At 70.2% G+C, this 21,360-nt stretch carries 17 protein-coding genes and 2 pseudogenes; 15 read left to right on the top strand and 4 right to left on the bottom strand.

The features are described from left to right. The first annotated feature begins 49 nt into the window (after nt 1-49). From OHA19_RS10300 to OHA19_RS10280, 5 genes are all read left to right on the top strand, one after another. Entirely contained in the window at nt 50-799 is a 750-nt protein-coding gene (locus tag OHA19_RS10300; RefSeq protein WP_405717037.1) for an ABC transporter ATP-binding protein, read from the top strand. Between the two features lie 174 nt (nt 800-973). Further along, a complete protein-coding gene (locus OHA19_RS10295) occupies nt 974-3,517 on the top strand; it encodes an ATP-binding protein (protein WP_405717038.1) in 2,544 nt (847 codons plus the stop codon). 131 nt (nt 3,518-3,648) lie between these two features. After that, nucleotides 3,649-4,341: a response regulator gene (locus tag OHA19_RS10290; protein WP_124721532.1), complete on the top strand. Its 693-nt coding sequence runs from the start codon at nt 3,649-3,651 to the stop codon at nt 4,339-4,341. 151 nt (nt 4,342-4,492) lie between these two features. After that, nucleotides 4,493-4,909 carry an OB-fold nucleic acid binding domain-containing protein gene (locus OHA19_RS10285; protein WP_405717039.1) on the top strand — a complete coding sequence of 139 codons (417 nt, stop codon included), beginning with the start codon at nt 4,493-4,495 and terminating at the stop codon, nt 4,907-4,909. Nucleotides 4,910-4,912: 3 nt separating this feature from the next. Continuing rightward, on the top strand, nt 4,913-5,683 hold the full coding sequence (locus OHA19_RS10280; RefSeq protein WP_405717040.1) for a DUF3159 domain-containing protein: 771 nt from the start codon (nt 4,913-4,915) through the stop codon (nt 5,681-5,683). A 98-nt stretch (nt 5,684-5,781) separates the two neighbouring features. Here OHA19_RS10280 and OHA19_RS10275 read toward each other — a convergent pair whose 3' ends face one another. Together OHA19_RS10275 and OHA19_RS10270 are read right to left on the bottom strand one after the other, a co-directional pair. Beyond that, nucleotides 5,782-6,459 carry a TrkA family potassium uptake protein gene (locus OHA19_RS10275; protein WP_189544837.1) on the bottom strand — a complete coding sequence of 226 codons (678 nt, stop codon included), beginning with the start codon at nt 6,457-6,459 and terminating at the stop codon, nt 5,782-5,784. Continuing rightward, nucleotides 6,459-7,127 (bottom strand): TrkA family potassium uptake protein, encoded by a 669-nt coding sequence (locus OHA19_RS10270; RefSeq protein WP_124721011.1) that lies wholly within the window; start codon nt 7,125-7,127, stop codon nt 6,459-6,461. The genes OHA19_RS10275 and OHA19_RS10270 overlap by 1 nt, the downstream gene beginning before the upstream one ends. A gap of 348 nt (nt 7,128-7,475) precedes the next feature. Between OHA19_RS10270 and OHA19_RS10265 the strand changes: the two genes are divergently transcribed. The 4 genes from OHA19_RS10265 (at nt 7,476) to OHA19_RS10250 (ending at nt 12,846) form a co-directional block, all read left to right on the top strand. Then, nucleotides 7,476-8,132 carry a GntR family transcriptional regulator gene (locus OHA19_RS10265; RefSeq protein ID WP_405717041.1) on the top strand — a complete coding sequence of 219 codons (657 nt, stop codon included), beginning with the start codon at nt 7,476-7,478 and terminating at the stop codon, nt 8,130-8,132. A 93-nt stretch (nt 8,133-8,225) separates the two neighbouring features. After that, entirely contained in the window at nt 8,226-9,251 is a 1,026-nt protein-coding gene (locus OHA19_RS10260; protein ID WP_405721939.1) for a 1-aminocyclopropane-1-carboxylate deaminase, read from the top strand. A gap of 112 nt (nt 9,252-9,363) precedes the next feature. Beyond that, nucleotides 9,364-11,412: an APC family permease gene (locus OHA19_RS10255; protein ID WP_405717042.1), complete on the top strand. Its 2,049-nt coding sequence runs from the start codon at nt 9,364-9,366 to the stop codon at nt 11,410-11,412. Between the two features lie 105 nt (nt 11,413-11,517). Continuing rightward, entirely contained in the window at nt 11,518-12,846 is a 1,329-nt protein-coding gene (locus OHA19_RS10250; RefSeq protein ID WP_405717043.1) for a class I SAM-dependent RNA methyltransferase, read from the top strand. 884 nt (nt 12,847-13,730) lie between these two features. Here the strand turns inward: OHA19_RS10250 and OHA19_RS10245 are convergent. Beyond that, a complete protein-coding gene (locus OHA19_RS10245; RefSeq protein ID WP_405722199.1) occupies nt 13,731-14,135 on the bottom strand; it encodes a hypothetical protein in 405 nt (134 codons plus the stop codon). 7 nt (nt 14,136-14,142) lie between these two features. Here OHA19_RS10245 and OHA19_RS10240 point away from each other — a divergent pair. The 3 genes and pseudogenes from OHA19_RS10240 to OHA19_RS10230 all read left to right on the top strand — a co-directional run. Next, nucleotides 14,143-14,385, top strand: a pseudogene (locus OHA19_RS10240) (hypothetical protein); the annotation flags it as partial. Between the two features lie 339 nt (nt 14,386-14,724). Beyond that, complete coding sequence (locus tag OHA19_RS10235; protein ID WP_405717044.1) at nt 14,725-15,579, top strand: alpha/beta hydrolase family protein; 855 nt, start codon at nt 14,725-14,727, stop codon at nt 15,577-15,579. A gap of 118 nt (nt 15,580-15,697) precedes the next feature. Then, nucleotides 15,698-17,098, top strand: coding sequence for a carboxylesterase/lipase family protein (locus OHA19_RS10230; RefSeq protein ID WP_405717045.1), 1,401 nt, complete (start codon nt 15,698-15,700; stop codon nt 17,096-17,098). Between the two features lie 39 nt (nt 17,099-17,137). Here the strand turns inward: OHA19_RS10230 and OHA19_RS10225 are convergent, their stop codons facing one another. Next, on the bottom strand, nt 17,138-18,319 hold the full coding sequence (locus OHA19_RS10225; protein ID WP_405749964.1) for a PucR family transcriptional regulator: 1,182 nt from the start codon (nt 18,317-18,319) through the stop codon (nt 17,138-17,140). A 101-nt stretch (nt 18,320-18,420) separates the two neighbouring features. Between OHA19_RS10225 and OHA19_RS10220 the strand changes: the two are divergent. The 3 genes and pseudogenes from OHA19_RS10220 to OHA19_RS10210 all read left to right on the top strand — a co-directional run. After that, nucleotides 18,421-18,615: pseudogene (locus tag OHA19_RS10220) on the top strand (RHS repeat-associated core domain-containing protein); the annotation flags it as partial. 435 nt (nt 18,616-19,050) lie between these two features. After that, entirely contained in the window at nt 19,051-19,470 is a 420-nt protein-coding gene (locus tag OHA19_RS10215) for an ankyrin repeat domain-containing protein (protein WP_405717049.1), read from the top strand. A gap of 618 nt (nt 19,471-20,088) precedes the next feature. After that, a complete protein-coding gene (locus OHA19_RS10210) occupies nt 20,089-21,282 on the top strand; it encodes a serine/threonine-protein kinase (protein ID WP_405717050.1) in 1,194 nt (397 codons plus the stop codon). The last annotated feature ends 78 nt before the right edge of the window (nt 21,283-21,360 follow it).

Genomic DNA, 21,360 nt, shown 5'->3' with positions numbered 1-21,360 from the left:
TGCACATACTGGCGGCCTACGGGGACCGAGCACGTTTACGGGGAGAGACATGACCGAGAGCACCGACCGGGCGGGCGTCGACGGACAGGGCGGTACCGCGGTCGCGGAGGAACGGGCCGGCGGACCCATGGTCCGGGTCGAGGACCTGCACCGTTCGTACGGATCCGGCGCCGGAGCGGTGCACGCGCTGCGCGGGGTGTCCTTCGAGGTGCCGCGCGGTGAGCTGGTCGCGCTCAAGGGCCGCTCGGGCTCGGGCAAGACGACCCTCCTCAACCTGCTCGGCGGGCTCGACAGCCCCGACGGCGGCCGGATCACCGTCGACGGCACGGACCTCGCCGAACTCGGCGAGGACGGACTCCTGGAACTGCGCCGGGAACGGATCGGCTTCATCTTCCAGTCGTTCGGCCTCATACCGATCCTGACCGCGGCGGAGAACGTCGGCGTGCCCATGCGGCTGCGCAAGGCGGACCCGCGCGAGCGCGAGGACCGGGTGGCACTGCTGCTCTCCCTGGTCGGCCTCGCCGACCACGCCGCCCAGCGCCCGGGCGAGCTCTCCGGGGGCCAGCAGCAGCGCGTCGCCATCGCCCGCGCACTCGCCAACCGGCCCGCCCTGCTGATCGCGGACGAGCCGACCGGACAGCTCGACGCGGAGACCGGACTCGCGGTGATGGAGCTGCTACGGGCGGTGGTGCGGAGCGAGGGCGTCACCGCGCTGGTGGCGACGCACGACGCCCAGCTGCTGGGGCTGGCGGACCGGGTGCTGGAGCTGAGCGACGGCCACATCGTCGAGCACGCGTAGCGAGCGGGGCCGCGGGAGCCTTCCGGGGGCGCCAGCGGCCCGTCCTCGGCGTCAGAATCCTGTCAATTCGGTCCCTCACCCCACCCGCCGCCCCATTTGTCGACAATTCGCGGGGTAGCTTCGAAGCGGCTGCCACATCGGACGCAGCCGGGTTCAAGAGAAGACAATGGGGCCATGGCACGCGGCAAGCTTCGGATCTACCTGGGTGCGGCACCCGGCGTCGGCAAGACGTACGCGATGCTCTCCGAGGCCCATCGACGGGTGGAGCGGGGCACCGACTGCGTCGTCGCCTTCGTGGAGCACCACGACCGGCCGCGCACCGAGGTGATGCTGCACGGCCTGGAGCAGGTCCGGCGCCGCGAGATCGAGTACCGCTCCGCCGCCTTCACCGAGATGGACGTCGACGCGGTCCTGGAGCGCGCCCCCGCCGTCGCCCTGGTGGACGAACTGGCGCACACCAACGTGCCGGGCTCCCGCAACGCCAAACGCTGGCAGGACGTCGAGGAACTCCTCCAGGCCGGCATCGACGTGGTGTCCACCGTCAACATCCAGCACCTGGAGTCGCTCGGTGACGTCGTCGAGGCGATAACCGGCGTTCGGCAGCGCGAGACCGTCCCCGACGAGGTCGTCCGCCGGGCCGACCAGCTCGAACTCGTCGACATGTCGCCACAGGCGCTGCGCCGCCGGATGGCCCACGGCAACATCTACAAGCCGGACCGGATCGACGCCTCGCTGTCCAACTACTTCCGCCCCGGCAACCTGACCGCCCTGCGCGAGCTGGCCCTGCTATGGGTCGCCGACCGGGTCGACGAATACCTCCAGCAGTACCGCGGCGAGCACAACATCCGCACCACCTGGCAGGCCCGCGAACGCATCGTCGTCGGACTCACCGGCGGCCCCGAGGGCCGTACGCTCATCCGCCGCGCGTCCCGGATGGCGGCCAAGGGATCGGGCAGCGAGATCCTCGCCGTCTACATCGCCCGCAGCGACGGGCTGACCTCCGCGTCGCCCAAGGAACTCACCGTCCAGCGCACCCTCGTGGAGGACCTCGGCGGCACCTTCCACCACGTCATCGGCGACGACATACCCTCGGCGCTCCTCGAATTCGCCCGTGGGGTGAACGCCACCCAGATCGTCCTCGGCTCCAGCCGCCGCAAAGCCTGGCAGTACATCTACGGGCCCGGGGTGGGCGCCACCGTCGCCCGCGACTCCGGGCCCGACCTCGACGTCCACATCGTCACCCATGAAGAGGTCGCCAAGGGGCGCGGCCTGCCCATCGCCCGCGGCGCCCGGCTGGGCCGGGTCCGGATCATCTGGGGCTGGCTGGTCGGGGTGGGCGGCCCGGCCCTCCTCACGCTGCTCCTGACCCACCTGGGCAACGGCCCGGGGCTCGCCAACGACGTACTGCTCTACCTCTTCATGACGGTCGCCGCGGCCCTGATCGGCGGACTGCTGCCCGCCCTCGCGTCGGCCGCCGCGGGCTCGCTGCTGCTGAACTACTGGTTCACCCCGCCCACCCACACCCTGACGGTGCAGGACCCGGAGAACTTCGTCGCCATCTTGATCTTCTTCGCGGTGGGGGTCTCGGTCGCCTCGGTCGTGGATCTGGCGGCCCGCCGCACCCATCAGGCGGCCCGGCTGCGCGCCGAGTCGGAGATCCTCTCGTTCCTGGCGGGCAGTGTGCTGCGCGGCGAGACGACGCTGGACGCCCTCCTCGACCGGGTCCGCGAGACCTTCGGCATGGAGTCCGTCGCGCTGCTGGAACGCGAGAGCGACGTCGACCCGTGGACATGCGCCGGGAGCGTCGGGCCGGGCCCGGTGGCCCGGCCGGAGGACGCCGACGTGGACATGCCCGTCGGCGACCACATGGCACTGGCGCTCTCCGGGCGGGTGCTGCCCGCCGAGGACCGGCGGGTGCTCGGCGCGTTCGCCGCACAGGCCGCCGTCGTACTGGAGCGGGAGCGCCTGGTCGACGAGGCGGAGGAGGCCCGGCGGCTCGCCGAGGGCAACCGGATCAGGACGGCGCTGCTCGCCGCCGTCAGCCATGATCTGCGCACCCCGCTCGCCGCCATCAAGGCCGCCGTCAGCTCCCTGCGCTCCGACGACGTCGCCTGGTCCGACGAGGACCAGGCCGAACTCCTGGAGGGCATCGAGAACGGCGCCGACCGCCTCGACCACCTCGTGGGCAACCTCCTGGACATGTCCAGGCTCCAGACCGGCACCGTCAACCCGCTGATCCGCGAGATCGACCTCGACGAGGTGGTCCCGATGGCGCTCGGCGGTGTCCCCGAGGACAGCGTCGACCTGGACATCCCCGAGACCCTGCCGATGGTCGAGGTCGATCCCGGGCTGCTCGAGCGGGCCGTCGCCAACATCGTCGAGAACGCCGTGAAGTACAGCCGCTACGCGGAACGCGTCACCGTGGCCGCCAGCGCACTCGGCGGACGCGTCGAGCTACGGGTGGCCGACCGCGGCCCCGGCGTCCCCGACGAGGCCAAGGAGCGCATCTTCGAGCCCTTCCAGCGCTACGGCGACGCCCCGCGCGGCGCGGGCGTCGGGCTGGGGCTCGCCGTGGCCCGCGGTTTCGTGGAGTCCATGGGCGGCACGCTGGACGCCGAGGACACTCCCGGCGGCGGCCTCACCATGGTCCTGACCCTCAAGGCGGCGTCGGGATACGTTCCGGTCAGCCCCGGCCTGCCCGCGCGGGTCACCTCATGACCACGCGGGACACCTCATGACCGCGCGGACCATCTCCGTGAGCACGCGGTTCACCGCATGATCACGCAGTTCACCTCATGATCTCCGGTACCTCCCGGGAGATCGCCGTACAGCAGAAAGGCAGGGCCCCCATGACCCGGGTGCTTGTGGTCGACGACGAGCCGCAGATCGTACGCGCCCTCGTGATCAACCTGAAGGCGCGCAAGTACGAGGTGGACGCGGCGCCCGACGGCGCGACCGCCCTCCAGCTCGCCGCCGCCCGCCACCCCGACGTCGTCGTCCTCGACCTCGGGCTGCCGGACATGGACGGCGTCGAGGTGATCAAGGGGCTGCGCGGCTGGACCCGGGTGCCGATTCTCGTGCTGTCCGCCCGTCACACCTCCGACGAGAAGGTGGAGGCGCTGGACGCCGGCGCGGACGACTACGTCACCAAGCCGTTCGGCATGGACGAGCTGCTGGCCCGGCTGCGCGCCTCGGTCCGCCGCGCCGAGCCCGTCGGGCAGCAGGGCTCCGACGACATCGTGATCGTCGAGACCGAGGGGTTCACCGTCGACCTGGCGGCCAAGAAGGTCCACCGCGAGGGGCGCGACGTACGGCTCACCCCCACCGAGTGGCACCTGCTGGAGGTCCTGGTCCGCAACAGCGGCCGACTGGTCAGCCAGAAGCAGCTGCTCCAGGAGGTCTGGGGGCCCTCGTACGGCACCGAGACCAACTATCTGCGGGTCTACATGGCCCAGCTGCGGCGCAAACTGGAGGCCGACCCCTCGCACCCCCGGCACTTCGTCACCGAACCGGGCATGGGGTACCGCTTCGAGCGCGGCTGAACGGGCGGCAGGGCCGGACAGCAGGCTGGGCGGGCCGTCCTCCGTGACCCGCACGGGTGGCGGGCCGCCTTTCGCGCCCTATGTCCGGCCACTCGTTCGAGTGAGACCGGAGGCACCCGCTCGGAGCAGCCGGGACCGGTACCCTTCGGGTATGAGTGCTGTTCCTCGATCCGACAAGTCCGGCAAGGCGGAAAAGCCGTCCGGCCGCTTCCGTCGGATGCTCGACCGGCTTTCCAGCTCCCAGGAGGACCTCGAGTCCGAGGAGCTGCAGGAGGACTCGCAGGCCTCGGGCTGCACGCGGATCTCCGAATGCACCGACCGCCAGATCGTGAAGGTGACTGGTACCTTGCGGACCGTCACCCTGCGGCCGCGCGCCGGAGTGCCCGCCCTGGAGGCCGAGCTCTTCGACGGCACCGCGCCGCTGGACGTTGTCTGGCTGGGCCGGCGCTCCATCGTGGGCATAGAACCGGGCCGCAAGCTCATCGCCTCGGGCCGGATCGCCATGAGTCACGGACGCCGGGTGCTGTTCAATCCCAAATACGAACTCCGACCGCTCGGCAAGGAGTAGCCGGTGACGTCTCTCGACAAGCCGACGTCCGACACGGACCGCACCACCCGCACCGACCAGCAGGAGGCCGAAGCGAAGGCGGTCACCGAGGCCGCGCTCTTCGAGGCCTTCGGCGGTGTCCGGGGCATGGTGGAGACGGTCCTTCCCGGGCTGCTGTTCGTCACCATCTTCACGATCAACAAGGATCTGCACAGCTCGGCCATCGCGGCCCTGGCGGTGTCCCTGATCCTCGTCGCCGTGCGGCTGATCCGGAAGGACACCGTCAAGCACGCCTTCAGCGGCGTCTTCGGTGTGGCCTTCGGCGTGGTCTTCGCGATGATGACGGGCAACGCCAAGGACTTCTATCTGCCGGGCATGCTCTACACGCTCGGTCTGGCCCTCGCCTACCTGATCACCACCCTTGCCGGGGTGCCGCTGATCGGTCTGATCCTGGGGCCGGTGTTCAAGGAGAACCTCTCCTGGCGCACCAGGAACCCCGGCCGTAAGAAGGCGTACGCCAAGGCCAGCTACGCCTGGGGCCTGATCCTGCTCGCCAAGTGCGCGATCCTCTTCCCGCTGTACTGGTGGGCCGACACCACGCAGCTCGGCTGGATCCTGGTCGCCCTGAAGATCCCGCCGTTCCTGCTCGCGGTCTATCTGACCTGGGTCTTCCTCGCCAAGGCTCCGCCGCCCATCGACGTCTTCGCCGAGATGGAGGCCGAGGAGCAGGCGGAGAAGGACCGTAAGGCGGCCGAGGCGGCAGCGGCCGCCGTGGCGCGCAACCAGGAGTTCTGAGACGTACGGGAGTCCCGAGGCGTACGGGAGGGGCCCGGAACCGTGTCACACGGTTCCGGGCCCCTCCCGTACCTCTGCCCTGATGCACGCCTTGTGGATCAGTCGTCCGAGTCGCCCCGGCGTACCGACAGCAGGTCCTCCAGCTGCTCCTCGCGTGCCTGCGCGGCTACGAACAGCAGCTCGTCGCCGGCTTCCAGGGTCTCCTCGGTGCTCGGCGTGAGAACCCGCTGCCCGCGGATGATGGTGACCAGCGAGGTGTCCTCGGGCCAGGCCACTTCGCCGACCTGGGTGCCGGCCAGCGCCGACTCCGGGGGCAGCGTCAGCTCGACCAGGTTGGCGTCACCGTGACTGAAGCGCAGCAGCCGCACCAGATCGCCGACGCTCACCGCCTCCTCGACCAGGGCCGACATCAGGCGAGGCGTCGAGACCGCGACATCGACGCCCCAGGCCTCGTTGAACAGCCACTCGTTCTTCGGGTTGTTGACCCGGGCGACGACCCTCGGCACGCCGTACTCCGTCTTGGCGAGCAGCGAGACGACCAGGTTCACCTTGTCGTCGCCGGTCGCGGCGATCACGACGTTGCAGCGTTGCAGCGCCGCCTCGTCGAGCGAGGTGATCTCGCAGGCGTCCGCCAGCAGCCACTCGGCCATCGGCACCCGCTCCACCGAGATGGCGGTCGGTGCCTTGTCGACGAGCAGCACCTCGTGCCCGTTCTCCAGCAGCTCGCCCGCGATGGAACGGCCCACCGCACCGGCCCCGGCAATTGCGACGCGCATCAGTGACCGCCCTCCTCAGGACCCTCGGCGAAGGCCGCCTCGACCTTCGCGATCTCGTCCGTACGCATCATCACGTGGACCAGGTCGCCCTCCTGCAGCACCGTCTGCGAGGTGGGCAGTATGGCTTCGCCCAGCCGGGTGAGGAACGCCACGCGGACGCCCGTCTCCTCCTGCAGCGTGCTGATCTTGTGGCCGATCCAGGACGGGGTGGTGTGCACCTCCGCGAGCTGCACGCCGCCGCTCGGATCCCGCCACAGCGGCTCGGCGCCGGAAGGCAGCAGCCGCCGCAGCATCTGGTCCGCGGTCCAGCGCACGGTGGCGACCGTGGGGATACCGAGACGCTGGTAGACCTCGGCACGCCGGGGGTCGTAGATCCGCGCCGCGACATTCTCGATGCCGAACATCTCGCGGGCCACCCGGGCGGCGATGATGTTCGAGTTGTCGCCGCTGCTCACCGCGGCGAACGCACCGGCCTCCTCGATACCCGCCTCGCGGAGGGTGTCCTGGTCGAAGCCGACACCCGTGACGCGCCGTCCGCCGAATCCGGACCCGAGACGGCGGAAGGCCGTCGGGTCCTGGTCGACGACGGCGACCGTGTGCCCCTGCTGCTCCAGGGTCTGCGCGAGAGCGGCTCCTACTCGCCCGCAGCCCATGATGACGATGTGCACCTTGCGCCTACCTCGCAGTCCTGGTTGTCCGGCTGACCTGCGAAAACACCCTGCTCACACTTCTTTCTCAGCTTGCCGGGCAAACAACGGGGCAACGGTGTGTCCCGTTGCCCAGGATGAGCTTATGCGGCCCGAAGTGCGAAGCCTCATCCGACTGCGCTTTCGCCGTGCCCCGCGCGGTGGACGGCGAAGACCGCCGATCGCGGCCGCCGACGGGTGAACTCGCGAGGCGACCCACCCCCGGACGTATCCGTGAAGCGCATGAGGCGAACCCATCGGACGACCCCCGCGTGACCTACTGGACGGACCCTTGAGTACGGAGCGCACAGACATCTAACATGTCAGTCCATGGAGACCCTGCGCCCCGTCCGGCGGACCCTGTTGCGGGACACCGCCTACGAAGCGATCCGCGACGCCATCGTCCGCGGCGACATCCCGCCCGGAGCCCCCGTCCGCGACGCCGACCTCGCCGAACGCCTCGGACTCTCCCGGGCCCCGGTCCGCGACGCACTGTCCCGGCTCACCGGTGAGGGCCTCGTCGAGTCCAAGCCGCAGAGCTACACCCGGGTGACCCGGCTGGTGCCGGGCGACGTCCGGGACGCCGCGGCCGTCGTACGGGCCATGCAGGAACTGGCGGCCAGGACCGCCGTACCCCACCTGACGGACGCGGACATCACTGTGATGCGCGCGGCCAACGACCGGTTCCGGAAAGCGGCCGACCGTGGCGACGTGGCGGAGGCGCTGCGCGCCGACGACCGGCTCCACGACGTCCTCGTCACCGCCTGCGGCAACCGGGCCGTGGACGCCACCGTCGAGCGCTACACGCCCTTGATCCGGCGTCTGGAATGGCGGCAGTTCGGCACGGCCGGCTCCGCGCACGGCTCCGCAGAACTGCACGATCAGCTGATCGAGGCGTGCGCGGCGCGTGACGCCGAAGCCGCGGTCCGGATCACCGCCGAGATCTGGCGGGCGCTCGAAGAGCTGGCCGACGAACCGTTCGAGTAGCCCGCAACGCGCGATGCCCACCGGCCGAGCGATTCCGAGCGCCAGCGGACCCACCCCACCTCACCCACCCCGACCAAGGGAGCCCCAGTGTCGATCTCGATCTCTTCGTACGACCGTTACCCCCTCCTCTTCGGCCCCTCTCCCGTGCACCGGCTCGACCGGCTCACCGAGCACCTCGGCGGCGCCGAGGTCTGGGCCAAGCGGGAGGACTGCAACTCCGGCATCGCCTACGGCGGCAACAAGACCCGCAAGCTCGAATACCTCGTCGCCGACGCCCTCGCGAAGGGCTGCGACACCCTCGTGTCCATCGGCGGCGTCCAGTCCAACCACACCCGCCAGGTCGCGGCGGTGGCCGCCCGCGCCGGTCTGAAGTGCGTACTCATCCAGGAGAGCTGGGTCGAGTGGCCCGACGCCGTCTACGACAAGGTCGGCAACATCCTGATCAGCCGTCTGGCCGGTGCCGACGTCCGTCTGGTGCGCGCCGGGTTCGGCATCGGGGTCAAGGAGAGCTGGGAGCAGGCGCTGCGCGAGGTGGAGGAGAGCGGCGGCAGGCCGTACGCCATTCCTGCGGGCGCGTCCGACCACCCGCTGGGCGGGCTCGGCTTCGCCAACTGGGCCTACGAGGTCGCCGAGCAGGAACGCGCACTCGGCGTGTTCTTCGACACCGTGGTGGTCTGCTCGGTGACCGGCTCCACCCAGGCCGGCATGGTCGCGGGCTTCGCCGCGCTGGAGGAGGAGGGCGCCCGCCCGCGACGCGTACTGGGCATCGACGCATCCGCCGAGCCCGTCCGTACCCGCGAGCAGATCGCCCGGATCGCGGCGGCCACCGCACGGCTCATCGGGCTGCGCCGGGAGCTCACCGTGGACGACATCGAGCTCGACGAGCGCTACCACGCGGGCACCTACGGCATCCCCGACGACACGACCCTCGACGCCATGCGGCTCGCCGCCCGCACCGAGGGAATGGTCACCGACCCCGTGTACGAGGGGAAGTCGATGGCGGGGACGATCGACCTCGTGACACGTGGCGAGATCGCCCGCGATTCCACCGTCCTTTACGCACATCTCGGCGGTCAGCCCGCATTGAATGGTTACAGCGCCCTTTTCGCGGACGCCTAGTGCAAGGATTCCGTTAAGGATTTCGTGGCTTTTTCCTCCGAGTGCAGGAGATTGCGGGGCCACGGGGGTGGTGCGTCTGCGGCTTCCATACGGAACGCTTACGATCCTCTGCGTGTCCAAACTGACCGACGTGCCCAAACGGATCCTGATCGGGCGCGCACTGCGCAGTGACCGGCTCGGAGAAACGCTCCTGCCGAAGCGCATCGCCCTCCCCGTCTTCGCCTCCGACGCCCTGTCCTCTGTTGCCTACGCGCCTGGCGAGGTTCTGCTCGTCCTGTCCGTCGCGGGCGTGTCGGCGTACCACTTCAGCCCGTGGATCGCCCTGGCGGTCGTGGTGGTGATGTTCACCGTGGTGGCGTCGTACCGGCAGAACGTGCACGCGTACCCGAGCGGTGGCGGCGACTACGAGGTCGCCACCACCAACCTCGGCCCCAAGGCCGGCCTGACGGTCGCCAGCGCGCTGCTCGTGGACTACGTCCTCACCGTCGCCGTCTCCATCACCTCCGGCATCGAGAACCTGGGCTCGGCGATCCCGTTCGTGGTCGAGCACAAGGTGCTGTGCGCTGTCGCGGTGATCCTGCTGCTGACGCTGATGAACCTGCGCGGCGTCAAGGAGTCCGGGTCGCTCTTCGCGATTCCGACGTACGTGTTCGTCGTGGGCGTCTTCATCATGATCGCGTGGGGCGCCTACCGCGCTCTCGTGCTCGGCGACACCATGCGCGCGCCCACCGCCGGCTTCCACATCAAGGCAGAGCAGGAGGGCCTCGCGGGCTTCGCCCTTGTCTTCCTGCTGCTGCGTGCCTTCTCCTCCGGCTGTGCCGCGCTCACCGGCGTCGAGGCGGTCTCCAACGGCGTCCCGGCCTTCCGTAAGCCCAAGTCCAAGAACGCGGCGACGACGCTGTCGATGATGGGCGTGCTCGCCATCACCATGCTCGTCGGCATCATCGCCCTGGCTCTGGTCACCAAGGTCCGGATGGCCGAGGACCCTGGACACGACCTGCTCAAGGGCGGTGTGCCGGTCGGCCCCGGCTATGTGCAGGACCCGGTGATCACGCAGGTCGCCGAGGCCGTCTTCGGCAACGGCAGCTTCTTCTTCATCGTGCTCGCAGCGGCCACCGCCCTGGTGCTGTTCCTCGCGGCGAACACGGCGTACAACGGCTTCCCGGTGCTCGGCTCGATCCTCGCCCAGGACCGCTACCTGCCGCGCCAGCTGCACACCCGCGGCGACCGCCTCGCCTTCTCCAACGGCATCGTGCTGCTCGCCGGCGCGGCCGCCCTGCTCGTCGTCATCTACGGCGCCGACTCGACCCGGCTGATCCAGCTCTACATCGTCGGCGTGTTCGTGTCCTTCACGCTCAGCCAGACCGGCATGGTCCGCCACTGGAACCGCCACCTGCGCACCGAGAAGGACGCCGACAAGCGCCGCCACATGATCCGCTCCCGCGCGATCAACGCCTTCGGTGCCTTCCTGACCGGCCTCGTCCTCGTGGTCGTCCTGGTCACCAAGTTCACCCACGGTGCCTGGGTCGCCCTGCTCGGCATGTGCATCTTCTTCGCGACGATGACCGCGATCCGCAGGCACTACGACCGGGTTGCCGAGGAGATCGCCGCCGACGAGACCCCGTCCGACGAGACGATCCGGCCCTCCAGGGTCCACTCGATCGTCCTGGTCTCCAAGCTCCACCGTCCCACCCTGCGCGCCCTCGCCTACGCCAAGCTGATCCGCTCGGACCGGCTGGAGGCGCTCTCCATCAGCGTCGACCCGGCCGAGACGAAGGCGCTCAAGGACGACTGGGAGCGGCGCGGCATCGACATCCCGCTGAAGATTCTCGACTCCCCGTACCGGGAGGTGACCCGGCCGGTCATCGACTACGTGAAGAGCCTGCGCCGGGAGAGCCCGCGCGACGTGGTGAGCGTGTACATCCCGGAGTACGTGGTCGGCCACTGGTACGAGCACCTCCTCCACAACCAGAGCGCCCTGCGCCTCAAGGGGCGGCTGCTGTTCACCCCGGGGGTCATGGTGACCTCCGTGCCGTATCAGCTGGAGTCCTCCGAGGCGGCCAAGAAGCGCGCCAGGAAGCACGCCGAGTGGAACGCGCCGGGCTCGGTGCGCCGCGGCCCGGTGGAGCGCAGGCCCAAGGAACCCAGTAGCAAGAACTGACCGCCCCTCTCCGCTTCCGCTCGTGGTAAACGGTCGGACGACACCCACGTAGAATCGTAGGTTGTTGTCCGGCCGTTTCCCCTTGATCTCTGGAGCCACCCCCTCATGCAGAACGAACCCACGTCGTCGCTGGTCGGGGAGGAGTACGAGGTCGAGGTCGGCCCCGTCGCACACGGCGGCCACTGCATCGCCCGCACCTCGGAGGGCCGGGTCCTCTTCGTACGGCACACGCTCCCCGGCGAGAAGGTGATCGCCAGGGTCACCGACGGCGAGAGCGACTCCCGCTTCCTGCGCGCCGACGCGGTACGGATCATCGAGGCATCCAAGGACCGCGTCGAGGCGCCCTGCCCGTACGCCGGCCCCGGCAAGTGCGGCGGCTGCGACTGGCAGCACGCCAAGCCCGGCGCCCAGCGCCGCCTCAAGGGCGAAGTGATCGCCGAACAGCTCCAGCGCCTCGCGGGCCTCACCCCCGAGGAGGCGGGCTGGGACGGCACGGTCATGCCGGCCGAGGGCGACAAACTCCCGGCGGGCGAGGTTCCCGCCTGGCGGACCCGCGTCCAGTACGCCATCGACGAGGACGGCAAAGTCGGCCTGCGCAAGCACCGCTCGCACGACGTGGAGCCCGTCGAGCGCTGCCTGATCGCGGCCCCCGGCGTCACGGAGCTCGGCATCGAGAAGCGCGACTGGCCCGGCATGGCCTCGGTGGAGGCCATCGCCGCCACGGGTTCGCACGACCGTCAGGTCATCCTCACTCCGAGGCCCGGCGGCCGACTGCCCCTGGTCGAGCTCGACAAGCCCGTCTCGGTAATGCGCGTCGACGAACGCGACGGCGGTGTCCACCGCGTGCACGGCCGTGCCTTCGTCCGCGAGCGCGCCGACGACCGCACCTACCGCGTCGGCTCCGGCGGCTTCTGGCAGGTCCACCCGCAGGCCGCCGACACTCTGGTCCGCGCCGTCATGCAGGGCCTCCTGCCCCGCAAGAACGACATGGCCCTCGACCTCTACTGCGGCGTCGGCCTGTTCGCCGGCGCCATCGGCCAGCGCATCGGCGAGAAGGGCGCCGTCCTCGGCATCGAGTCCGGCAAGCGCGCCGTCGAGGACGCCCGCCACAACCTGAAGGACCTGGACCGGGTCCGCATCGAACACGGCAAAGTCGACCAGGTCCTGCCGCGCACCGGCATCACCGAGTGCGACCTGATCGTCCTCGACCCGCCCCGCGCAGGCGCCGGCAAGCAGGTCGTCAAGCACCTGACGGGCCTCGGCGCCCGCCGCATCGCGTACGTCGCGTGCGACCCGGCGGCGCTGGCACGCGACCTGGCGTACTTCCGGGAGGGCGGGTACCGGGTGCGGACGTTGCGGGCGTTCGATCTGTTTCCGATGACGCATCATGTGGAGTGCGTGGCGATCCTTGAACCGGCCGACAAGGGTGCCTGACCTGCGGGTTTGTCGGGGAGGGGCCTCGTCCGGGCTGCACCTCCACCTGATTCCACACCGCCACCGGGTGTAGCCCGCTCCCCGCTCCCCGCTCGCCCGAGAAGGGTGCTGATCTGTGGTTTCGTGAAGGAAGGGGGGTGGGCCCGGGCATCCGTCGCCCAATTGAGGGTGCGGTCCGGCGGCACTCTTGACGCTCGTCTGACGCTGTTTCTGGTGAAGCGTCAGAAGGCCTCGAACACCCGAGACTCGCCACCGTCGGTGCTCGGGACGGCGTCATCCCCCGCGCTTCCGTCGTCCAGCGCCACCGCGACACCGATCCGAAGCGCCTCGCCCGCGAGGAATTGAAGGCGCGCTCCCTGCGCTTCGCGGCGGCCACCCGAGCCCGCGACACTCTGCGCATCAGCTGGCACGGTAAGGCGAGCCCGTATCTGCCGAGGTAGTAAGTGAACCCGCTCAGAAACCGGACCTGTCGAGCGGAGGGCATGGCCGGCGATGAGGCACGTCGTGTTCAACCCAGGAAACGAACGTGTGAGCCTTGCGCTGCTGCCCGATCAGGGGGCGGTTGCCGGAACAGCCAGTCAGGAAACAGCCTGCTGCCCGGCCGATGCCGACCCGCATCAGCCGGGCGGCCGCCAACGGCTGGAAGCGATGACCCACTCACCTCGCCGAAGTGCGGCTGGTCATCTTGGCCACCTATGTCGAGGGCGACGTGCTACGCGGGGTAGAAGAGCCTGAAGACCGCAGCCGTAGAGGAGACAGCCGGTGCCATCCTAGGGTGCGTAATTCGTCTCACCCGGGTGCCTTGGCGGGGTGAGGACCTCCTGGGCGCGCTCGTCGACGTGTGAGGGGAGCGCGCCCTTCCTGAAGATTCGGCGCTCGCGCGCTCAGGCTGTGTCCCGACTCTGCCAGCGGTCCCGGAACCATGCCAAGGTCTCGGCGAGCAGGTCGCGGTTTTGATCCTTCTCCAGCAGTGACAGACGGAAGTTGGGGCGCAACTCCAGCTTGCCCTCCGGGATGTCGACGCCCTCCAGGGCGTTGAGCTGCCTGAGGAATTCAGAACGCAATGCGCGGTCGGTGAACGGTTCGCGTGACGCCAGGTGCTGGAACACCACCTCCGCCGTGCCGCCACGCCCGCCGCCCGGGTAGAGCGTCAACGGCCAGATCCCGCGGCCCGGCGCGCCGGCTTCCCCGAGCATGAGGAAAGCGCTCGTAGTGACCTGGCCCGCTCCGTGCCCGATCCAGCCGCCGAGTTCTTCCCAGCGGGCGAAGATCGCGCGTACCGCCTCCACTGTCTGGCTGGAGTTGGGTCATGGCGGGCTTGCGGCGGAGTTCGAGACGTTCTGTGGGCGTTGGGAGTGGGGTGTGCGGGCTCTGACGCAGAAGGGCAACAACTTCGCTGTGGGGGTCGGGTTGTCGGCGGGTTCCTTCGCGGAGCAGGAGCAGTACGTCAAGGACTCGTTCAAGACCGGTGTGAACTCGCTGAACGGGAATCCGCACCTGTCCGAGGACGAGGTCCAGAAGATGAGCTGGGACACGATCCCGCACCGCTTCCCGCTGCCGGCCCCCGTCCGGGCCTCCCGAGTCCCTCTCGAGAGGACCTGCCTGGACGGGGGCCTCGTCGCATGTGCCTGTACGGGCACCCGCGGGCCTGGCGGATCGGCCCCAGCGGCTCGCGCTCCGCCGGACGTCGTAGCGGCGGAACCGAGCATGGCACCCTCACCGCGCTCAGGCCTCTCGGCATGTTGCACAAACTCCGACGCCGCTGCTTGCCGCGATTGCGCAGAGACGGGTCTCGAACCGTGCTTCAGGATGTGCGATCAGACAAGGCGTGAGCCGGATGAAACATCCAGTTCACCGTGACGACATCGGGAGTCCGCTGTGCTCTGGAGAAAACTGCTCGTCCCCCTGACCTCGCTCCTGCTCCTGCTGACGGCTTCTGCCGGCGCGGGAGCGGCAGCGGCGTCCACCGGTTCCCCTGCCGGTGCCAGTGCCGAGGCGGCCGCGGCCGACTACGGCGCTCCCGGCCCCTACGCCACCGCGGTGGAGGTCGGGGCGGTGACCACCCTGTACTACCCGCGTGACATCGCGACCAGCGACCGCCGCCACCCCGTGATCGTGTGGGGAAACGGCACCTTCGCCTTCCCGGTCGTCTACCGCGACCTGTTGCTCCACTGGGCCAGTCAGGGCTTCATCGTCGCCGCCGCCAACACCCCGCAGTCCAACCTCGGCATCTCCATGCGCGCCGGGATCGACCTGCTCACCCGTCGCAACGCCGACCAGGCCAGCCCCTTCCACGACCGTGTCGACCTGGAGCACATCGGCGCGTCCGGTCACTCGCAGGGCGGCGCCGCCGCCATCGTCGTCGGCGCGGACCCGCGCATCGACACCATCCTGCCCATCCAGCCCGGGCCGCTCGCCGACATCGACGACGTACACGTACCCGCGCTCCTTCTGGCCGGGCAGAAGGACAGCATCGTCTTCCCCTTCCTGGTCAAGGCCTTCTACAACGACGCCGACCACATACCGGCCATCTACGGGGAACTGCGCGGCGCCGATCACCTCACGGTCGTGGGCGACCCCGGCCCGTTCGCCGCGCCCACCACCGCCTGGTTCAAGGCACACCTGATGGGGGACCAGACGGCGAGGGCACAGTTCTTCGGGGCCGACTGCGGGATCTGCACCGACAGCGGCACCTGGTCCGACGTCCGCCGCAACGGCCTCGCAAGCCAGTGACCCGCTCCCGGAGATCCCTTCCGCCGTGACCGGCGGCCGTCCCGATCCACGCCGCCCGCCCCTGACGCTCCCGCGACCAGGGGCGGCCGGCCCCCCGTTCGCACATGGAAGGACCGCCATGGACCTCATCGCGACCACCGGGCAGGGCAAGGTCCGAGGCCGTTTCCACAACGGGATCGCCACCTTCCTCGGCATCCCCTACGCCGCCCCGCCCTTCGGCGCCCACCGCTTCCGCGCTCCCGCCCCGGTCGAGTCCTGGGAAGGGGTACGAGACGCTCTGGAGTACGGGCCGACCGCCCCCAAACGCCCCTACCGCCCGCCCCTCGACCGGCTGATACCCGATCCGAGCATCGCCGGGGACGACTGCCTCAACCTCAACGTCTGGACCCCATCCGTCGGCGAGGGCCGGCTGCCCGTCATGGTCTGGATCCACGGGGGTTCCCTGCGCAACGGCTCGGCGAGCCTGCCGCTCTACGACGGGGGCGCCTTCGCGCGCGACGGGGTGGTCCTCGTCTCCGTCAACTACCGGCTCGGCGTCGAGGGGTTCGGGGTCTTCCCCGACGCCCCCGTCAACCGGGGCCTCCTCGACCAGATCGCAGCCCTGATCTGGGTCCGCGACAACATCTCCGCCTTCGGCGGAGATCCGGCGAACGTCACCGTGTGCGGGGAGTCCGCCGGCGCGATCAGCGTCGCGGCCCTCATGACCAGCCCCGGCGCGGCCGGGCTGTTCCACCGGGCGATCCTGCAGAGCGGCCCGCCGCACACGGTGTCGCGCCGCGAGGGCGCGAAGACCGTACGGTCGATGGCGAAGAGACTGCGGATCCCGGCCACCGCCGAGGCGTTCGCGGCGGTGGACCGAGACCTGCTGCTGGACGCGCAGGCCGCCGTCGTCGACCGGTCCGACCCCATCGGCGGCGGTCCCGGCTTCCACATCGTGGTCGACGGCGACGTGGTGCCCGCCGCCCCGCCCCTTCCCGAGGCCGACCTGCTGCTGGGCTGCAACCGGGAGGAGTACCGGCTGTGGTTCGTACCCGGCGGAACCGTGGACCGGATCAGCCGGCTCACCCTGCGGCTGGCACTGCTGAAGATCCGTGTCCCGCAACGCGTGGCACGCCTGTACCGAGCCACCCGGCCGCACGCCAAACCCGGTGAGATCCTGGGAGAGATGGCCACCGACCTGCTGCTGCGGGGGCCGCTCAACCGCCTCGCCGACTCCCGGCCCGCCCGCACCTTCGTCTACGAATTCTGCTGGCGCTCGCCCGTGATGGGACTCGGCGCGTGCCATGCGCTGGAACTCGGCTTCGTCTTCGACAACCTGCGCGCCGCCGAGGACCTGACCGGGCCCGGCGCGCCCCAGCCACTGGCCGACGCCATGCACCGGGCCTGGGTCGCCTTCGCCACCACCGGACAGCCGGGCTGGTCCGGCTGGAACGCGGACCGGCCCGTCATGGTCTTCGACCACCCCGGCGCCGGCCCGGTCCTCGCACCCCGGCACGAGGAACTCGGCGCCTGGCTCTGACAGATGACAGGCCGAGCGCTCGCCGACGCCGGCCGTGGTTCATCCGCTTTCCGCTGCTCCTGCGGATCCCTGCCATCCGGTGACCCCGCGGTGATCCGCGGGCCCGGCCAGGTCCCTGGCGACGAGCGCCGCCTGGATCAGCCGCGCCTGCGCGGGAACCGCGAGGTCGAGGCCCGTCAGCGCGCTCACTCGCTGCAACCGGTAGTCCAGGGTGTTGCGGTGGACGCACAGCTCCAACGCCGTCTGGCGGCGGTTGAGCCCCCGCTCCACGAACACGCGCAGCGTCTCAAGCAGGTACGGATGCTCCTCCAAGGGGTCGAGTTTGGCCGCCAGCCGCACCAGACCGTCCCCGGGGCGCGCGAGCTGGTGCTCCAGCAGCACGTCGTCGAGGCGGTAGCACCCGGGCGGGCGTCCCAGGCGCCGGACGAGATCCAGCACGCGGACGGCCTCCTGCGCCGCCGAGGAGATGGCCGCCGGTACGGAGGAGCGGGCGGCGGCGGCGCGCACGGGCTGCCCCACGTCCTTCTCCAGCCGGGCCACCAGGCCCGGCACGTCGGACCTGCCCGGCAACAAGGCGATCCGAGCGACGTGGTCCATCAGCACAGGGATCCCGGTGAAGGCGTCGAGCGAGGACTGCACCAATCTGCTCGGCGGGTCGGACTCGAACGCGAAGGCAACTACCTCGTACTCACCCACCACGGCCACCCGCGCCACGCCCGCCAGCTCCTCGTACGGCCGTCCTGCCAGCAGGGCGCCGAGCAGAGCCCGCCGTACGCGCTTGTCCTCGCTGTGGAGGTCCTCCTGGGCGTTCTGGTGGGCGAGGACGACCGCGGGCAGCGCGGCGTGCAGGCAGGCGAGCAGCTTGCCGCCCGCCCCGGCCAGCTCGCCGGGCTCCGCGACCTCGGTCAGCGTCTGCCACCACACCTCGGCGCCGATCAGGTACGCGGCGATCACCGCCTCCAGGGGGACGCGCTCCTCGGCCCGGCGCGCCGACCACTCGATGAGCCGGGTCAGATCGCCCGGCCCCATCGGCCCCCCGCCGCCGTCGCGCAGTGCCCTGAGCAACAGCGCGTGCACCGCCGCGATGGACCGCGCCACCTCGCCCTGGAGGGTGGCACGGGGCAGCGCCGCGTAGAACGGCGCCTCCGCCGCGCAGCGCGCGACCACGACGGCCGTGAGGTCACCGACCCGGGCGGCCATCCGGGCGTGCAGGTCCGACATCGGCGCATCGTCACACCGCCCCGGCCGTGCCGTCAATCGGAGCCCCGGGTCCGGCGGCGCGGGCAGTGCGTCGGGCGTGTCCCCGAACCGCTCCCGGCCGCCAACTCGTCGACGAAAGAGGCGACGTCACGTGGCACACCCGTAGCACTCTGTGGGGTACTACTGTCTGGACAGCGACAAGCTCGACGTACACACCGTTGCGCTTCCCCGGTCAGCACTTCGACTCGGAAACAGGACTCCACTACGACTACTTCCACCACTACGACCCCGAATCCGGTCGACGGTGGCTGGCGCCCGGGGGTGAGCATCGACCGGTGATTCCGCACATCTGACGTCCTTGTTTCCGGCAGTGTGCGGGACTGCCGTCGACACCCGTCGAGCAGGGCCGACCCGTCTCGGCCGTGACGCTCGTTTGACGCTCCGGGCACATGCAGGCCGCTTCTCGGGAGAGGTCATAGTGCGTCTGACCTCCAGGTTCCCTGAATGTCACTTCCGGTGGCGTGCTTCCGATGACCGCGCACGTGGAGTGCGTTGCAGCGGCGATTTCAGGGCCTTGCTTGAAAGCGGGTCACTTTTGATCCGCCGTCAGAGGGTCAGGATCCAGAACCAGGATTCAAGCGACGCCGAGAGATGTACAAGCCCAGATCAGCAAGAAGTACGGAAAGGGGTACCGGGCGCACCACTGCACCTTCCGCAGCTCCAGGCAGTAGGCCCCGCGCCCGTGAAAGCACGTGAACAACAGAAAGCGTAAGAAGCTGCCGAAGCGGCTCGCCGCGGCTGCCGGTGACGGACACGTCGGATTTCTCCAGCGACTCCTCGCCCAAGGGGCCGATCCAGACACCCGCGACCCTGACGGAGCCACACCGCTCTACCTCGCCGCCGTCCAAGACGAAAACCGCTGTGCCGAGCTGCTCCTGGCGGCCGGGGCCTTGCCCAATGCCGAATCCCGGGGATGGCGCAGCGGACTACCACTCGCCGCAGCCGCTACCAAAGCGAACCTGCCCCTCGTCGAGCTGCTGCTACGTCATGGAGCCGACCCGCACCTTCGGGAGTCGGGGGGCGGCTCGGCGCTTGACTGGGCACAGGGATGGAGCGACGACACCGAAGAGCGGCAAGCCGTCCTGGACCGGCTGCGCAACCTCACCGCTTGAGCCGTCCCCACCGGACGGCCGGCACCTCCGGTTTGCCGAGTGCTGCTGGGGGTGCCTCTATTTGTTTCGTCAACCCTGGCTGGGGTTGACCGACGCCGTCGGTAACAAGGCCACGTAAACCTACGACAAGTTGGGCCGCCTGTTCACCAGCGTCTCGCCGCGCGGCCATGTCACCGGTGCCGCCCCGGCCGCCCGCGCCACGAGCTGCACCTACGACGCGGTGGGCAACCGGACCATGGTCACCGGTCCGACCGGTACATCCACCACGACGAACTACGGCGCCGTCAACCGACCGCTGGTGGTCACCGACCCGCTGGGCCACACCACCGGCTGCGCGTACGACGCCAACGACAGCGTCACCAAGGTCACCGACGCACTCGGTGAGACGGTCGCCTCCGTCCATGACAAGAACAACCGGCTGACGGTGGTGCCGTGGTCCAGAAACGGCAGATGCATTCACCGCTCAAGTCGCGACCCCCGCTCGCTGCTCCGGTCGCGCGGGCACCCGCCCGAAGAGGCAGCACAGGGAAGTGCGGGCTTGCATAGACTGACTCCGGTCCGGCTCTGCCCGCAGTCCAGAGCAGCGGTTGCAAGCCATACAGGGGGAGGCGTAGCGCCGTGGAACCACTTGGAGACAACGACCCGAAGTCGATCGGGGGCTTTGCGCTCGTTTGCCGGATCGGGGCCGGCGGCATGGGGCAGGTCTATCTCGGAGAGTCCGCGGCCGGACATCAGGCCGCCGTGAAGGTCATCAAGGCCTCCGTGCTCGACGAGGACACCCGTGCCCGGTTCCTGTCCGAAGTGGACAGCATGCGCACCGTGTATGGGCCGTTCGTCGCGGGCTTCGTGGGCGCCGACGCGGCCGCGGAGCAGCCCTGGCTCGCCGTGGAATACGTCCCCGGCCCGGATCTGCGCACCTACGTCGCCGGGCATGGCCCTCTCCCTCTCGTCGAGACCGCCAGTCTCGGGGCGCTGCTGGCCGAGGGCCTCGGCACGGTCCACGATGCGGGGCTGCTCCACCGTGACCTGAAACCGCAGAACATCCTGCTGTCCGAGTACGGTCCCAAAGTGATCGACTTCGGCCTCGCCGTGCTCGCCGAGCGTCGCACCATGCTGACGGCGACCGGCTTCGTCGTCGGCAGTGTGTTGTGCATGCCGCCGGAGCAGGCCCGGGGCGAGCACCAGCTGGAGCGGTCGGCCGATGTCTACGCGCTGGGTGCGGTGCTGCTGTTCGCCGCGACCGGACACTACCCGTACGAAGGGCCGACCTGGCAGGCCGTCGCGCTGAAGATCGAGGACCCCGCGACGCCGCCCGACCTGACCGGCCTGCCCCTGGAACTGGACGGCCTGGTCACGGACATGCTGGCGCTGGATCCTGCGGCCCGGCCGACGCTGCCGCAGGTCATTGGGAGGCTCGTACAGGTCATCCGCGGTTTGGGTCTGACCGCCCTCCAGGCCAAGCGCCGGCTCGCCGACCTGACCCCCGAGATCGTGGTGCCGCAACTGCCCCCACCCGCTTTCGAACCCGGTAGCGTAGACGCGCCCTACACACCCACCATCGTCGACGCGACAGCGGCCGAGGACGACGAGGAGAGCGGCGCACCGGCGCCCGCCGGAGCCGAACGGCCCGGCGGCGCCACGGAGCCCGGCGAGGAACCCGAGGACGCCGTTGCCGCCGCACTGCCGGGGGCGGGCCTCCGGCCTGGCGGAACCCCGTCCCGCGGCCGCGTGGCCACCGCCGTCCGCCCCGCAGCTCCCTTGCGGATCGCCGAGCGGATCCGTGCCGCCTACGCCCGGGAGGCGCGCTTCTGAGCTGTGGCGTCGCCCCTCTCAAAGGCACGGCCGGCCGCCCTTGCCTCACGTGACAGACTTGGTGTCGCAGGGCCGCAC

The organism is Streptomyces sp. NBC_00012, assembly GCF_045040875.1.
Classification (GTDB): domain Bacteria; phylum Actinomycetota; class Actinomycetes; order Streptomycetales; family Streptomycetaceae; genus Streptomyces.
This window is presented reverse-complemented; position numbering and strand designations above follow the sequence as displayed.